14 protein-coding genes are annotated in these 15061 nt (G+C 54.9%); 5 read left to right on the forward strand and 9 right to left on the reverse strand.

The genetic code is table 11. The features are described from left to right. Positions 1-68 precede the first annotated feature (68 nt). The 5 genes from WJU22_RS23480 to WJU22_RS23500 form a co-directional block, all read right to left on the reverse strand. On the reverse strand, positions 69-2699 hold the full coding sequence (locus WJU22_RS23480; RefSeq protein ID WP_341840607.1) for a DNA translocase FtsK: 2631 nt from the start codon (positions 2697-2699) through the stop codon (positions 69-71). Between the two features lie 42 nt (positions 2700-2741). Beyond that, positions 2742-3833: an alpha/beta hydrolase gene (locus WJU22_RS23485; RefSeq protein WP_341840608.1), complete on the reverse strand. Its 1092-nt coding sequence runs from the start codon at positions 3831-3833 to the stop codon at positions 2742-2744. 211 nt (positions 3834-4044) lie between these two features. Continuing rightward, positions 4045-4431, reverse strand: a complete 387-nt coding sequence (locus WJU22_RS23490) for a DUF423 domain-containing protein (protein WP_341840609.1) — start codon at positions 4429-4431, stop codon at positions 4045-4047. Then, the gene (locus WJU22_RS23495; protein WP_341840610.1) at positions 4424-4930 is read right to left on the reverse strand and encodes a shikimate kinase; all 507 of its coding nucleotides are present in this window, start codon (positions 4928-4930) and stop codon (positions 4424-4426) included. The genes WJU22_RS23490 and WJU22_RS23495 overlap by 8 nt, the downstream gene beginning before the upstream one ends. Then, positions 4927-5568: a 4'-phosphopantetheinyl transferase family protein gene (locus WJU22_RS23500; protein ID WP_341840611.1), complete on the reverse strand. Its 642-nt coding sequence runs from the start codon at positions 5566-5568 to the stop codon at positions 4927-4929. Before WJU22_RS23500 ends, WJU22_RS23495 begins: the two co-directional genes overlap by 4 nt. 67 nt (positions 5569-5635) lie before the next feature. Between WJU22_RS23500 and dcd the strand changes: the two genes are divergently transcribed. Then, positions 5636-6172 (forward strand): dCTP deaminase, encoded by a 537-nt coding sequence (gene dcd / locus WJU22_RS23505; RefSeq protein ID WP_341840612.1) that lies wholly within the window; start codon positions 5636-5638, stop codon positions 6170-6172. Positions 6173-6421: 249 nt separating this feature from the next. Here the strand turns inward: dcd and WJU22_RS23510 are convergent, their stop codons facing one another. The 3 genes from WJU22_RS23510 to WJU22_RS23520 all read right to left on the reverse strand — a co-directional run bounded on the left by WJU22_RS23510 (position 6422) and on the right by WJU22_RS23520 (position 9689). Then, complete coding sequence (locus WJU22_RS23510; RefSeq protein WP_341840613.1) at positions 6422-7654, reverse strand: serine hydrolase domain-containing protein; 1233 nt, start codon at positions 7652-7654, stop codon at positions 6422-6424. A 123-nt stretch (positions 7655-7777) separates the two neighbouring features. Beyond that, complete coding sequence (locus WJU22_RS23515; protein ID WP_341840614.1) at positions 7778-9007, reverse strand: TlpA disulfide reductase family protein; 1230 nt, start codon at positions 9005-9007, stop codon at positions 7778-7780. 10 nt (positions 9008-9017) lie between these two features. After that, entirely contained in the window at positions 9018-9689 is a 672-nt protein-coding gene (locus WJU22_RS23520) for a YggS family pyridoxal phosphate-dependent enzyme (protein ID WP_341840615.1), read from the reverse strand. Between the two features lie 203 nt (positions 9690-9892). Between WJU22_RS23520 and WJU22_RS23525 the strand changes: the two genes are divergently transcribed. From WJU22_RS23525 to WJU22_RS23540, 4 genes are all read left to right on the forward strand, one after another. After that, positions 9893-11032 (forward strand): acyl-CoA dehydrogenase, encoded by a 1140-nt coding sequence (locus tag WJU22_RS23525; protein WP_341840616.1) that lies wholly within the window; start codon positions 9893-9895, stop codon positions 11030-11032. A 34-nt stretch (positions 11033-11066) separates the two neighbouring features. Further along, the gene (locus WJU22_RS23530; RefSeq protein ID WP_341840617.1) at positions 11067-12014 is read left to right on the forward strand and encodes an arginase; all 948 of its coding nucleotides are present in this window, start codon (positions 11067-11069) and stop codon (positions 12012-12014) included. Between the two features lie 312 nt (positions 12015-12326). Beyond that, complete coding sequence (locus tag WJU22_RS23535) at positions 12327-13127, forward strand: hypothetical protein (RefSeq protein WP_341840618.1); 801 nt, start codon at positions 12327-12329, stop codon at positions 13125-13127. 17 nt (positions 13128-13144) lie between these two features. After that, positions 13145-13948 carry a hypothetical protein gene (locus WJU22_RS23540; protein ID WP_341840619.1) on the forward strand — a complete coding sequence of 268 codons (804 nt, stop codon included), beginning with the start codon at positions 13145-13147 and terminating at the stop codon, positions 13946-13948. Between the two features lie 16 nt (positions 13949-13964). On the opposite strand, the gene WJU22_RS23545 is transcribed toward WJU22_RS23540, so the two are convergent. Then, on the reverse strand, positions 13965-15044 hold the full coding sequence (locus WJU22_RS23545) for a DUF3810 domain-containing protein (protein ID WP_341840620.1): 1080 nt from the start codon (positions 15042-15044) through the stop codon (positions 13965-13967). Positions 15045-15061 lie beyond the last annotated feature (17 nt).

Genomic DNA, 15061 nt, shown 5'->3' on the forward strand with positions numbered 1-15061 from the left:
AGACAAATGTTATGCCGACACGTTTAAATCCCCCTGTTAAAGAAATGCAAAATTATTACAAATTATGCTTATAACATACTATTCAGGATCTCTTCGAGGTCGGCTTCCGTTTTCACGTTCACTTCCCTGGCCTTGCTGCCCATGTTGGGGCCCACGATCCCGGCGGCTTCCAGCTGGTCCATGAGCCGGCCCGCCCTGTTATAGCCCAGTTTCATGCGGCGTTGCAGCAAAGATGTGGATCCCTGCTGGTTTTGCACGATCACACGGGCCGCTTCCTCAAACAGCGGGTCGCGGTCGGCCAGGCTGAAATCCTTCCCTTCCATGTCTTTCTCATCAATATATTCCGGCAGCAGGAACGCATCCGGGTAGCCGCGCTGTTCACCGATGAATTCGGCCACAGACTCCACTTCCGGCGTATCCACGAAGGCGCACTGGAGGCGCACCACCTCGCCGTTGAAGGAAATGAGCATATCGCCCTGGCCGATCAGCTGCTCCGCACCGCCGGTATCGAGGATGGTGCGGGAGTCGATCTTCGAGGAAACCTTGAACGCGATACGCGCCGGGAAGTTGGCTTTGATGGTACCGGTAATGATATTGACGGACGGGCGCTGCGTGGCGATGATGAGGTGGATGCCCACGGCGCGCGCCAGCTGGGCCAACCGCGCGATCGGCATTTCCACTTCCTTGCCGGCTGTCATGATCAGGTCGGCGAACTCGTCGATCACCAGAACGATGAACGGCAGGTAGCGATGCCCTTTCTGCGGATTGAGGCGGCGCTGGGTGAACTTGGCGTTGTACTCGCGGATATTGCGCGTACCGGCTTCCTTCAGCAGGTCGTACCGCAAATCCATCTCGATACAAAGCGCATTGAGCGTATGCACCACCTTTTTGGTATCGGTGATGATGGCGTCTTCCTCACCCGGCAGCTTCGCGAGGAAGTGCTTCTCGATGAGCTTGTACAGGCTCAGCTCCACTTTCTTCGGGTCTACCAGCACGAATTTCAGCTGGGAAGGATGTTTTTTGTACAGCAGGGAAACGAGCAGGGTATTGATACCCACCGACTTACCTTGCCCGGTAGCGCCCGCCATGAGCAGGTGGGGCATTTTGGCGAGGTCGGCGATGAAATTCTCGTTATCGATCTTTTTGCCGATGGCGATGGGCAGGTCCATCTGGCTATGCTGGAATTTATCGGACGCGAGCATGTTCCGGAGCGAAACGATGGTTTTCTTCACGTTTGGCACCTCGATACCGATGGTACCGCGGCCCGGGATGGGCGCGATGATACGGATGCCGAGCGCGGAAAGGCTCAGTGCGATGTCGTCTTCCAGGTTTTTGATCCGGGAGATGCGCACGCCGGCCGCCGGTACGATTTCGTACAGGGTAACGGTGGGGCCCACGGTGGCGCTGATCTTCTGGATGGAAATATCGTAGTTCTTGAGGGTGTCGATGATCTGGTTCTTGTTCTTTTCCAGCTCCGACGCGTCTTGCACGATCTTGTCCGACCCGTGGTTTTCCAACAGGTCGAGCGCCGGGTATTTATAGTCGCGCAGGTCGAGCGTGGGCTCGTAGGGGTCTACGGGCACGGCTTCGCGGACGGGCACGATCTCTTCCACTTCCTCGTCTGTCGGGTCTTCATACACCGGTTTGATCTCGAAGGCCACGTCTTCCACCACTTTCGGTTTGCGGGGCGCTGGCGGCGGAATATCGAGCGGGATGGGTGCAGGCTCCGGTTCGGGCAGTGGTTGCGGCGGCGGCGCATCGTCGTGAATGGTGAGTTTCAGCTCTTCCAGCGCCAGGTCTTCTTCCGGTTCGGGCATGGCGAACGGCGGCGGGGTGGTGGCGAAGGGGGCGGTTTCTTCCCTTTCGATCAACTGTAAAGCCGGATCGAACGCTTCTTCTTCCTCTTCCTTGAAAACGGGCGGGGCATCGCCTTTCAGGCCGTTGTAGCGGTCGTTGATGGAAGGCGCGTTCCGCAGGTCTTCCACTTCCCCTTCATCTTCCGCCTCTTCTTCCGCATAGGCCGGCATTACCGGTTTGGCGGCTTTGGCCTGTTTTTCGGGCCATTTGAAATCGAGGTTGAACTTCCAGATGAGCCAGCAGATGCCTGCGGTGATGAGCAGCAGGCCGGTGCCGGTTTTCCCGAGAAATCCGCTCACCCATTTATTCAGCGCGTCGCCCATGGCGCCGCCCCATGGGAAGGCCGATTTGCCGGAAAGGAAAGCGAACGTCATGCTGAGGAAAAGCAATCCGAAGATGATGTATTTCACATTTCGCCAGAAGCGGAAAACCCTCCGCCCCACGATGAAATTGATGCCTACGATAAAGAAAAAATACGTGAACAGGTACGACGCCACGCCGAACCCTTTATAGAAAAACCAGTGCGACGTGAACGCGCCCAGCCTTCCCAGCAGGTTGTCTACATCCACATCGTCGCGGAAAAGCACGGAAGAGGAATAGCGGAATACCTTGTCCTGGTCTTCTTCCCAGGTGAAGAGATAAGACGTGAACGCGATGAAACAATAAAGGGCCAGCAGCAGGAAAACGGCGCCCAGCACTTTGTGGGTCCGCTCGTCCTTCACCAGTTCCCGCACTTTCACTTCCGGCTCCTTGTCGGGCTTGAGCACGTCGGGACTCGGGGCCGGGGCCTCTTTCTTCTTTTTTGGTTCTTTCTTCTCTGATTTCAGTTTGTTACCTGCCATAATCGAATTCAAAATTAAACTATAGCCGGGCAATCGCGGAAATTATTTCCGCAGGCCGGTTTGATGCCGTATCCAGTTGGATATTTCGCTGAGCACGGCTGGTGATATGGTTTCCGTCAGTCGTCCGTATTCCTGGCCCTGACAGGTTTTGCATGTTTGAAAAAGATGGTTGAGCCCGGGCATTTCGCGGATATCCGCATTTTTAATGCCGTTCTTCCATCCCGGAAGATGAACGCTGCTGACCACCTGCACGTCTTTATCGCCGTTGAGCGCCAGCACCGGACATTTCACTTTGGCAAAATAGGGTTTTGGATCGAAACGGACGATGGAAAGGTATTCAGGTGTCAGATATTGTGACGAAACCTGTTGTATGAACGTCCCTTCCTGCATGTTTTTCTGAATACCCGGATTATCGTCGTACTGCACTTTGGCGTTGCTGCGGATGCGGGCCCTCAGTGCGGCAGTGTCTTTTTCCTGTAAAATGGCGTCCATCATCCTGCGCTGGTAGCCCAGCTGTTGTTGCAGGATCGAATCGCCGACCTGGAATTGTGCGAGGATCGCTTTCGTCTGGCTCATGATCAGCTCGTCCCCGCTCACGCCCGGCCCCGCCAGCGAAACGAGAAATGCGACGTCTTTGTTGCCTGCCGCCAGCTCCAGCCCGATGGCGCCACCTTCGCTATGGCCCAGCACGCCGATCTTTTTCACATCCACGTCCACCCTGCCTTTCAAATATTCCAGCGCAGCGCCGGCGTCTCTTGTAAACTCCGCGATGCCGCTGCCTTTCATACTGCCGGTGCTCTCCCCTACCCCGCGATCGTCGTACCGCAGCACGGCGATGCCGTTGCGGGTGAGGTAATCGGCGATGACCAGGAAAGTCTTATGCCCGAGGATGTTGCTGTTCCGGTCTTGCGGGCCGCTGCCGGAAATGAGGATCACGGCCGGGTACTTCCCGGGCTCGAACGGGCGGGTGAAAGTGCCTGCCAGGGAAAGACTGTCTTTCCGGTTGGGGAAATACACGTTTTCCACGTGATAGGGATATTTGGGCTTGGGTTCCTGGGGGCGCTCCTGCCCGTAGGCCGTCAATGCCGTTGCCAGCAAGGCCAGCACGAAATGGAGTTTGTGCAAGATCGACATGTGTGAATGATTTGCAGGTTTGTTGGACGCGGGTCCTTATGCAAAATATATGCAGGAATTGTGAATTCAGCAAAATGATGTGGCGGGGAGGAGAATTTCCGGACGCCCGCGGGTTGCCGGGCGCCCGGGCCGTGGCACGGCAAAAGCCGCGTCCCTGTTGGCAAGACGCATATTTTCATAGGCCCCGTTCCGGGAAACGGCTAAAAAAAGATTATTTCTTCAGTACGCCAACCAGCAGGCAAATCCAACCGGCGATGAAGAGCAGTCCACCCACGGGCGTGATGGCGCCGATGCCGCGGAGCCCTACGGTTTCGGTGGCTTTCAGCAACGTCAGCACGTACAGCGAGCCCGAGAACAGGAGGATGCCCCCGAGGAAGAGGCGCCCGGCCCACACGAGTTGCGGCGACGGCGCGTGGGCGTACAGGATGCCTACCGCCAGCAGTGCGAACACGTGGTAGAACTGGTAGGTAACGCCGGTCTGGAACGTGCTCACGGTTTCTGGCGGCACGAGTTCCTTGAGCTTGTGCGCGCCGAATGCGCCGAGTACCACGGAAAGGGCGCCGAGGGCGGCGGCCCAGACTAAAAACGATTTATGCATGGTGGATCAGTTTGTCAAAAGTCTCCAAAGTTATCTCATCGTCACTGATGATCACCTGACTTTGCTCATAATATGGCTGGCGTTCCAGTAATTTTTTCTCGGTGAAGGCGGCCAGATCTTCCGGCGTAAGGTCCTGGATGAGGGGGCGCTTGTGCTGTTTCCGCTGGAGGCGCTCTACCATCACGGCAACGGAAGGGTTGAGCCAGATCGTTTTACCGGCTTCGTTCATGAAATCCATGGTGTCGGAGAAACAGGGCGTTCCGCCGCCGCAGGAGATGAGGAAGCTGTCGTTATCAAACGTCAGTTCGCGCAGCAGCCTGCTTTCCAGCTCGCGGAAATAGGTTTCGCCTTTGGTGTTGAAGATATCGGCGACCGGCATGCCTTCGTACTCCACGATCACATCGTCGAGGTCGAAGAACGGCAGGTTCCAGTGGGCGGCGAGCTGCTTGCCCCAATAGGATTTTCCGGCTCCCATAAAACCCAGGAGAAAAATTTTCATGGCTCGTTCGGTTGTTTGTTTTCGCCGGCCGTCCAGGCGAGGCATAGGTTATTGTCGATGATGTATTGCATGTTGAGGCAAGCCATCTTGTCTTCTTTCAGAAAATCGCAGACGAGCATGCCCGTTTGCTGCAGGGGGAAAGCCTGGAGTTGCATATTGGCCTTAAAATCGAGCCCGCCGAGGCCGTACCATTTGTAAACGGCTTCCTTGGCCGACCAGCAAACGGTCTGGTGTTCCAGTTTCCGGATGCCGGAGATGAACTGTTGTTCGCGCTCGGCGAGGAATTTGTGGGCTACCCTCCCAATTTTGGGCTGCACGTTTTCGATATCGATGCCCACATGTTCGCGGGTGCTCACGATAGCGGCGGCAAAATCGCCACAATGCGAGATGGAAAAATAATAAGGATTTCCCGGAATATACGGTTTTCTGCTGTCGAGCACCCTTATTTCATGGACGGGCAGGTCGGGGAACAGTTCCACGAGCAGGTAACGCCCCGCAAAATGCTGGAGGCGCTTGTGCGGATGGTGAACGCCGGGGTCGATGTTCACCCTTTCCCTGAAAAACCCTTCTTCTTCACCAATTTTCCACACTCCCAGCCGGGTGGCGGGATCGATTTGTATCGTTCGTATTAAAGCCATAAATTCGCCGCTTAAACGCGAATTTAACGGGAATTAAGCAACCGGCCTAACCTAAACACCATCACGCATGATCTTGTCTGACAAAAGAATTCTGGAGGAAATTGAAAAGGGCACCATCGTGATCAGCCCTTACGACCGGAAGTACCTCGGTACCAACTCGTACGACGTGCACCTGGGCAAATACCTGGCTACGTACGCAGACCGGGTGCTGGACGCCCGCCGTCACAACGAGATCGTGCATTTCGAAATCCCTGACGAAGGTTTCGTGCTGCAGCCCAACACCCTCTACCTGGGCGTTACGCTCGAATACACGGAAACCCACGCCCATGTGCCCTTCCTGGAAGGCAAAAGCAGCACCGGCCGCCTGGGGATCGATATCCATGCCACCGCCGGCAAAGGCGATGTAGGTTTCTGCAACACCTGGACGCTGGAGATCTCCTGCGCCCAACCCGTCCGCATTTACCACGGCATGCCTATCGGACAGCTCATTTATTTCGTGGTGGAAGGCCAGATCGAAACGCTCTACAACAAGAAAGGCAACGCCAAATACAACGGCCGCACCGTTCGCCCCGTGGAATCCATGATGTGGAAGAACGAGTTCTAAGCCGGAACGATATTGCTGGAACGGGCTGCACCTTGCGGGGATGCAGCCCGTTTTATTTCCCACAGGGTGGTCACGTCCTAAAATAGGTTTACCGTATGGATACAGTACAGATATAGTAGGGATACAGTAGGGATACCGTACTGTAACCGTACTAATTGAGTAGTTGAACGATCGCTTTAGTTGAACGGCTGATAAAAAAAGCCGGCTCAACATAGGAGCCGGCTTCGTTTATAATGTATATGTCGCTGACTATTCCAGCGCCCCGTACGCCAGCACCCTGAACTTCCGCACGAACTCGCCGTACCAGGCATACGGGCTCACGTTCGTGAACACCATCATCACGATCCCTTCTTTGGGGTCGATGGTATATTCGGAACAGTAAGCGCCGCCCCAGGTGAGGGAACCGGGCGTAGCTTGGTCGCCGTAGCGCGTGTCTTCCGTAATGATCTGCAGTCCCAGCCCGAACTTGTCGTTCCGGTCCCACACAAAACTGTTCCCGATCTGGTTCCGGCTCATGAGCTCAACCGTCTTGCGCGACAGCAGCCGCACATGATTGAAGCTTCCTCCGTTCAGCACCAGCTGACAAAGTTTCGCGTAATCGGCTACCGTGCTTACCAGCCCGGCGCCGCCGAGATACAAGGTTTGTTTCCCGGCAATGGGAAAAGTCCGGTTGGAAACGCTGCTGTGGACGGTCAGCGGAGCATCCATCTCCCCTTTTGCGTACATTTCCACCAGTCTGCCCGCCTTTTCTTTCGGCAGGTAGAAATAGGTATCGTTCATCCCGAGCGGTTTGAAGATCCGCTCATGGAAAAAATCTTTCAGGCTCTTGCCGGAAATCACTTCCACGATCCTGCCCGCCACGTCCGTATTGTACCCATATGTGAACTGCTCACCGGGATCGTGCGTCAGGGGGCGTTTTGCCACCTGTTTGATCAACTCCTCCGTCGTCAGCCCGTTCAGATCGCTGAGATAAACGTTCGGCTCCTTGACGGTGGGATGCTGGTAGGGAATCCCCGCGGAATGCGACAGCAGATGCCGGATAGTAGGGGGTGTTTTCGGCGGACGGGTGCCCCCGTTGCCGTCGAGCACCTGCACGTCTTTGAATTCCGGGAGGAATTTGGCGATGGGATCGTCCAGGAAAAGGCGCCCTTCTTCGTACAGCATGAGCACGGCGACGGTGGTTACCAGCTTGGTTTGCGAAGCGATGCGGAAGATATCGTCCGTCCGCGCCGGGGTTTTCTTTTCGAGATTGCTGAACCCGAACGCTTTGTAATGCACGATCTGCCCTTTACGGGCGATGAAGGTGACAGCGTTGGGCGTCAGCCCCCGGGCAATGGCGGCTTCGAAAAAGCTGTCGATCCGGTGGAGGCGCTCTGCCGAAAACCCGGCAGCCGCGGGCGTGGTGGCTTTGCGGAAAGTTTGCTGCGCGGAAAGCGGTACGGTCATCATCACCGCTCCCAGCAAGACAAGGAAAGATTTCATAAACGTGAATGCTTGGACTTTAAGCGTGAAATATAGGCAGAAAAGCACATTTTTCCGACTGCTTCCGCATAAAAAAACCGGGCGCCCCATGCGCCCGGTTTCTCTTTTATTCTGCAGGTTGCATCAATCCAACAACCTGTCCATCAATGCATTGAATTCCTTTTTATACGTTTCGTAGTGCTCCCCCGTACCCGGACCGTTAAACCCGGTGTGCACTTCCACCACCTTGCCGCTCCGGTCGAGGTAAATGGTTGTCGGGAAGCCTTTCAGCCCCGTCAGTTGCGGCAGCGTCTTCTCCGTTTTCTGCGGATCGGAAGGCGTTACGCCGGTAATGAGCACGGGCCAGGTGACGTCGAACCGCTTTGCGAAACCTTCCGCGGCTTTCTTCGATTTCTCGAAATCGGTCGTGCGCTCGTACGCCAGCATCACGATCTCCACGCCCCTTTCCTTGTTCTTTTTATACCATTCGCTCAGGTACGCGGTTTCGTCCATGCAATTGGGGCACCACGATCCCGAAATCTGAACGATCACGGCTTTGTTCCTGAAACGCTCGTCCTGGATAGATACGGGCTTGCCCTCGAGATCGGGGAATTTGAAGTCGAGCTTTGCGCCGGGCGTTTTCACGGTATTGAGCGTGGTAGCGTCCTGCAGGCGGGCCGAACTGTCTTTCCGCGCGCTGAACTGCTGTTTGGCGGTAATCCCCGCCAGGAAGCGGCCACCGCTGAGCGTGGAGTCGTTTTCGATATGCGCGGTAAACAGGTAGGCGTGCGAGCCGTCGAACGTCGATAATTTGAGCGAATCACCGTCCACCACGCCCTGGAGGTAACGGTAATCTCCCGACGGCGTGAGGAACGTGCCGGTTACCTGGCTACCCTGCTGCGAGAACTCGCCGATGGCGAAAGAGCTGTCTTTCCCCGGCTCATCGTAAAACCAGGTGGGCCAGCGGCCGGAAACGTTTCGGGTAGCGGGTTTCGTAACGGCGAACCGGTCAGATTTTCCGGGCTGCGCATAGAAATCGATGTCTACGTCCTTATCCGCGAGGTGGCGGATCCATTTCCCCTTCAGGCTGCCGTTCAGGTATACCGCGGCTTTGAATTCCGAATCGAAAAACGGCATGCGGATGAAAACGGAATCGCCTTCCATGTTCACTTCGTCTACCCGCATCCTTTCCCCGGCATTGGTAACGTAAATGATCTGCGAACCGGCGCTGTCGGCCACCTCGAAGTTGAAGATGATCTGTCCGCCGTCTGCGCGGTTCAGCTGCGCCTGCCAGGGGCCTTTGGTGAGGCCTGCCTGCCTCGTGGGCGTGCAGGCGCTGAACGCAACGGCGGCTATCAATAAGATCCTTTTCATGTTGTTGTTTTTATGCATAATTCCTGGCGCCGAAGAGCAGGCTGCCGATGCGGACGAGCGTGCTGCCTTCTTCCAGGGCTATTTCGAAATCCCCGCTCATGCCCATAGACAGTTCGCGGAAGGTGTCCGTTCCTTTGAAAAACCGGTCTGCCACCGCAACCTGCAATGCTTTCAGTTGGCGGAACTCGCGCCGTACCTGGGCGAGGTCGTCGGTATTGCTCGCCATGCCCATGAGCCCGGCGATGCGCACGTTGGGCAGGCCGGCGGCGTTTTCCAGCAGGGCGTTCAGCTCTGCTTCGTTCAATCCGAACTTCGTTTCCTCGGTAGCGATATGCACCTGGAGCAGGCAATCGATCACCCGGCCGTTTTTGGCGGCCTGTTTATTGATCTCCTGGAGCAGTTTAAGGCTGTCGACCCCATGCACCATGCTCACGAACGGAGCGATGTATTTCACCTTGTTGGATTGAAGATGGCCGATGAAATGCCATTGAATGTCTTTGGGGAGAAGGCCTTCCTTTTCCACCATTTCCTGCACATAATTTTCGCCGAATATCCGCTGGCCGGCATCATACAGGGCCTGGATAGATCCGGCAGGTTTGGTTTTTGATACGGCTACCAGCTGTGCGTGAAAGGGTTGGAGCTTTTCCTGCACGTGGCGGTAGTTGGTTAGATTCACTGCCATCATCCTACAAAAATAATAGACTTTTCTGACATGCAGACAAGTTGGTTTAGGATTTCCCCAATAAACGGGGGAGTTTTTGTTAAAATATTCAACGATTCGGGGGAAAATCGGGATGGCATTTAATTCTGTAGCACTGATTTTTTTGAATGCCTAATTTAAAATAGGTTTGTAAACACCTATCAACTATCAAAAATTCAATTGACATGCATTTTCAGTTAACGGAAGAACATCTGATGATACAGAAAGCGGCGAGGGACTTTGCGGTGAATGAATTGCTGCCGGGCGTGATCGAGCGCGACGAGCAGCAGAAATTCCCCGTGGAGCAGGTCAAAAAGTTGGGTGAGCTTGGGTTTCTGGGCATGATGGTGAGCCCCGAATACGGTGGTGCGGGGCTCGACACGGTTTCGTACGTGCTGGCGATGGAAGAGATTTCAAAGATCGACGCGAGCGCTTCCGTGGTGATGAGCGTGAATAATTCCCTGGTTTGCTGGGGCCTGGAAACTTACGGAACGGAAGAACAGAAAAGGAAATACCTCGTGCCGCTGGCCAAAGGCGAGATCATCGGCGCATTTTTGCTCAGCGAGCCGGAAGCGGGGTCTGACGCCACTTCGCAGCGGACCATCGGGGAAGACAAGGGTGATCATTACCTGGTGAACGGTACCAAAAACTGGATCACCAACGCCAATTCCGCCAGCGTATACCTCGTGATGGTGCAAACGCATCCGGAGCTGGGCAGCAAAGGCATCAACTGCCTCATCGTAGAAAAAAATTCGCCCGGCATTTCGCTCGGCGCGAAGGAAAATAAACTCGGTATCCGCGGGAGCGATACGCACAGCGTGATGTTCCAGGACGTGAAAGTGCCGAAAGAAAACCGGATCGGCGAAGACGGGTTCGGGTTCAAATTTGCTATGAAGACGCTCGGCGGCGGCCGTATCGGCATTGCTTCCCAGGCTTTGGGGATCGCCAGCGGCGCGTTCGAACTGGCCCTGAAATACAGTAAGGAAAGGAAAGCCTTCGGCAAGGAGATCTCCCAGCACCAGGCCATCCAGTTCAAACTGGCAGACATGGCCACGAAGATCGAAGCCGCCCGCCTCCTCTGCCTCCGCGCAGCATGGGAAAAGGATAACCATCTCGACTATACCCTCAGCGGCTCCATGGCCAAGGTGTTTGCCTCCGAAACCGCCATGTGGGTAGCCACAGAAGCCGTTCAGGTACACGGCGGTTATGGTTACGTGAAAGAATACCATGTAGAGCGCCTCATGCGCGACGCGAAAATTACACAGATCTATGAAGGCACGTCTGAAGTACAGCGCATCGTGATCGGCCGGACCATCCTCGGCTGATTTCCCGCTTCAGCGGCCCACACCAAAACAATGTATGAAAAACATCAAGATCATTGAAGTCAAATCCGAAATCGGCGCAGGCACACGCGGCGCCAGCCTGGGAGTAGACGCGATCAAGATTGCAGCACTCGATTTCATGAGCAACTTTTTCGTCCACTTCCCCACGGAAGAAATCGAGACGGAAAACAAATTACTGTTCGAACCGATCGAATCCCCCTACGCCAAGCGCATCAAAGGCACCATCAACATGTATGAACGGGTCAGCAAATCTGTTTGCGATACCGTGAAGGCAAACTGGTTCCCCGTTGTGCTCTCCGGCGATCACAGCACCGCCGGCGCCACCATCGCCGGCCTCAAGCTCGCAAGGCCCAAAGCCAAGCTGGGCGTGATCTGGATCGATGCGCACGCCGATCTTCACACACCTTTCACCACGCCTTCCGGCAACATGCACGGCATGCCGCTCGCCGCTTCCATCGCGGAAGATAATATCGAAAACAAAGTGCATGAAGTAGACGACAACACCGTGAAACTCTGGGGCGCGCTGAAAAACATCGGCAAAATCGCCCCGAAAGTGCTCCCGGAAGATATCGTTTTCATCTCCCTGCGCGATTACGAAAAGGAAGAAGACCACCTCATCCGCAAATACGGCATGAAAGTGATCACCACCAACGAAGTGCGCCGCAAAGGCGCCGAAGCCGTGGCCAGGAGCGTGTTCCGCTATCTGCACGACTGCGAGTACATCTACGTTTCGTTTGATGTGGACAGCCTCGACGCTTCCATCTCCCGCGGCACCGGCACTCCCGTAAGCAACGGCCTCCGCGAGCGCGAAGCCGAAGACCTTATTTCCAAATTCATGCAGCACCGCAAAATCTGCTGCTTCGAGATCACGGAAGTAAACCCCACCCTCGACCGCGAAAACCTCATGGCCGAAATCGCTTTCAACATCCTTCAGCGCAGCGTGAACGTGCTGATGATGAACTGATATACCCTGGTGGCGGCGATAGCTCCATCGCCGCCCCTTCTTTACTGCGGCTACATCGCAGGGAGTCTTATATCAGCATATTTAATCGCCCCCATGGCTATTATTTAAGATGATTTTATCTTATATTCGCAAAGCCCTTTTTTCAGGAAGCCAGTAAAAACGGTTCAATTCAACAGCCCGGCCCATTATACCATCTGCCCGAAGATGTAACGTAGAAGACAAAACCCCAAACCACTTCCTGTTAACCCGTCATCACACCACCCTGTTACCGCATACCCCTACACTGTATTCATTAACCTTCAAAAGTTTTCTATGAACGCAACTTCACTGATGCTTGCATGCCTGTTGGCTGCAGGGCTCCTCTTTTCCGGATGCCGCAAACACGCCCCTTTCCCTGATTGCGAAGACGAATGCCGGATAACGAAAGTAAAAGGCGATCTGGGATCCCCAATGGTCCTCGATTCGCTGATGATCACGTACAACAGCAAAGGAAACCCTGTCAGCATGGTCCGCAGCGTGGTAGGAACATCCGCCCCCAATTGGTTGTTCCGGTACGACCAAAAGGGAAGGATGACGGATTTTTACGGTATTTACTCCCATCCCACCTCTTTCGACACCTGGCACCGCTATTACTATGACACCAAAAACAGGATCGTGCTCGACTCTACGTACGAATTCGGTGACGTAAGTCCCGATTACAAGCCCATTCCCTCCCCGGGGCGCCCCTACCTCGGCGTCCGCAACATTTCAACGTACCAGTACGACAACCATAACCGGATCATCCGGTCTACAGACACCTACGGCCGCGATACCGTCTTCGTGGTCCGGCAGTACCGGTACAACAGCGCAGGCAACCTGGCGGAAATCGTAGAGCAGTGGGGCAGCGAGGCTCCAAATTCGATCACTTTCAGCTACGACGACAAGAAAAATTACCATCGCCTCCACGTTATCTGGCAATTCCTGGACAGGGATTTCAGCATGAACAATTCCCTTCCCGTTACTACCTACAACCGCTTCGGCCTTCCCGTATCCATTCAACTGAGCGCGCACCGGCACGGGTATTTCGCTACCGAATTTTTCACCTATGCCGAATTCGAATATTCCTGTAAGTAACCCTTAAATCAATACATATGAAAACACGCATCCCTAAACCGATCTGTTTACTCATCATCGCCACCGGCATTTGGCTCACTGGTTGCCACCGGTTCAACGAAGTGTATCCCGTGATCCGCGGTTGTAAAATCGTGAAGATGAAAGGTGGACTGAATATCGGGGATTCGCTCGTTTTTTCGTACAACCAGAAAGGCGATCCCAAAAGCATCATCCGCGGCTCGGTAGGCACGGGCGCGCCCAATCACTTTTTCGGGTACGACGGCAAAGGCAGGATGACGGATTTCTACGGCGTCTACGAAGCGCCCAATCCTTATTTCGAAATCTGGCACCGGTATCATTTCGATACGAAAAACCGGATCATCACCGACACCACTTATTCGTTCGGATACATCGGCCCCGGTATCCCGATCCCGCCGCCAAACGCGGAAGAATTGTATGTCGGCAATGTTTCGACGTATGCGTACGACAGCCGAAACCGGATCATCAAATCCACGGACTTTTATGGCCTCGCCACATTCGTCACGGCGTATTACACGTACAACAGCGCAGGGAATCTTGAAAAGATCGTAAGGGAAGCGAACGGCACGAGCTCCACGGAAACTTTTACCTACGACAATAAGGCCAACCTGCGCGGTACGCATCCCACCTGGCAGTTCCTGGACAGGGATTACAGCGTGAACAATTCCATCTCCGTGCAATCGTACAACCAATTCGGGTTGCCGGTGGAAGCTGATTTCAGCAGGCATGGTTACAACGGTAATTTCGCGACCATACCGATCTCGGCCACCACGATCACATACGATTGCCGGTACGGGCATTGAGGCGGCGCTGCGCCGTTCATTTGATCCGGTAATACGACATGAGCCAGCCTACCACTTCACTGTAGCTCCGGATGCCGTGGCGCTGGTTGTTGGCTTTGAGGTAGGAATCATAAAAGACGGCGGAGTAATCGTCTATCGGGCCTTCGAACTGTTTGTAAAAATCCATGATCCGCTGCGCGTCCGCCCGTATGCCGGGATGCGTCCTGTTCCATACGAGGCGCGACAGCGGCGGATCTCGCCGTGCCAGTCGCCGTACGGTGTATAGTAGCATTTCAAAATTCGCGGCGTACCTGAACCGCGGGTCGGGATACCGGCTTGCGGCCAGGTACCCTACGAAGTTGGCGTCTTCTTCCGGCGCAAAACCCACCTGGTGCGCGATCTCGTGGCAGGTCACGAACGGCACCTGGAACGCCGGGACCGTCACATTTACCTGGGCTTCGTTGGTGAAGGGGTTCAGGTAGCCCGTTACCCCGAGATAATTCAGGTATTTCCCGAACATGGATTTTTTCACGGAGGGCGGGGTGTACCGCAGTTCCGGCAAGTCTTTCGACAGTAGCTCATACGCCTTTGCCGCGTCGGTGAACACGTTGCGCGGCAAGGTGTCGGGCAAAGCGGGCAGTGCGTCCAGTTCCGCGCGGTCGCGGTTGGTGAGGCGCACGAGCGTATCGGCCAGGAGGTACAGATCGGCTTTCGTGTACGGCTGCACGGAGAAGCCGAGGTCTTTCACCATGCTGGTGCGCTGATAATGAGCGCCCCAGAACAGCAGGAAGGTGAAATACAGCCAGCAGAGCGAGGCCGCGGCTTTGAGGAGCCCGTATCCCAATGCTTTCCACCGGCCGGTAAAGAGCCGCCAGATCGTTGTTAGCAAAAAAATAATGCCGATTATAACCCAAACGCAGTAAATTACATCGCCTATGCTGCCCGTGAATCGACCGAACAATTTTCTTAACAGGGTACTTATGAAATCGTACCACCTATGAAAGTAGATCCCTGCCAGCCACCCGTCCGAAGAGACCGCCCAGCTCAGCAGGACGATGCACGTCAGCCCAACGGCTATTGATATCAGTGGTTTTCCGAACCGGTATTCTTTTTCCATTTTTAGTGTAAGCAGAA

It is taken from the genome of Chitinophaga caseinilytica (assembly GCF_038396765.1).
Classification (GTDB): domain Bacteria; phylum Bacteroidota; class Bacteroidia; order Chitinophagales; family Chitinophagaceae; genus Chitinophaga; species Chitinophaga caseinilytica.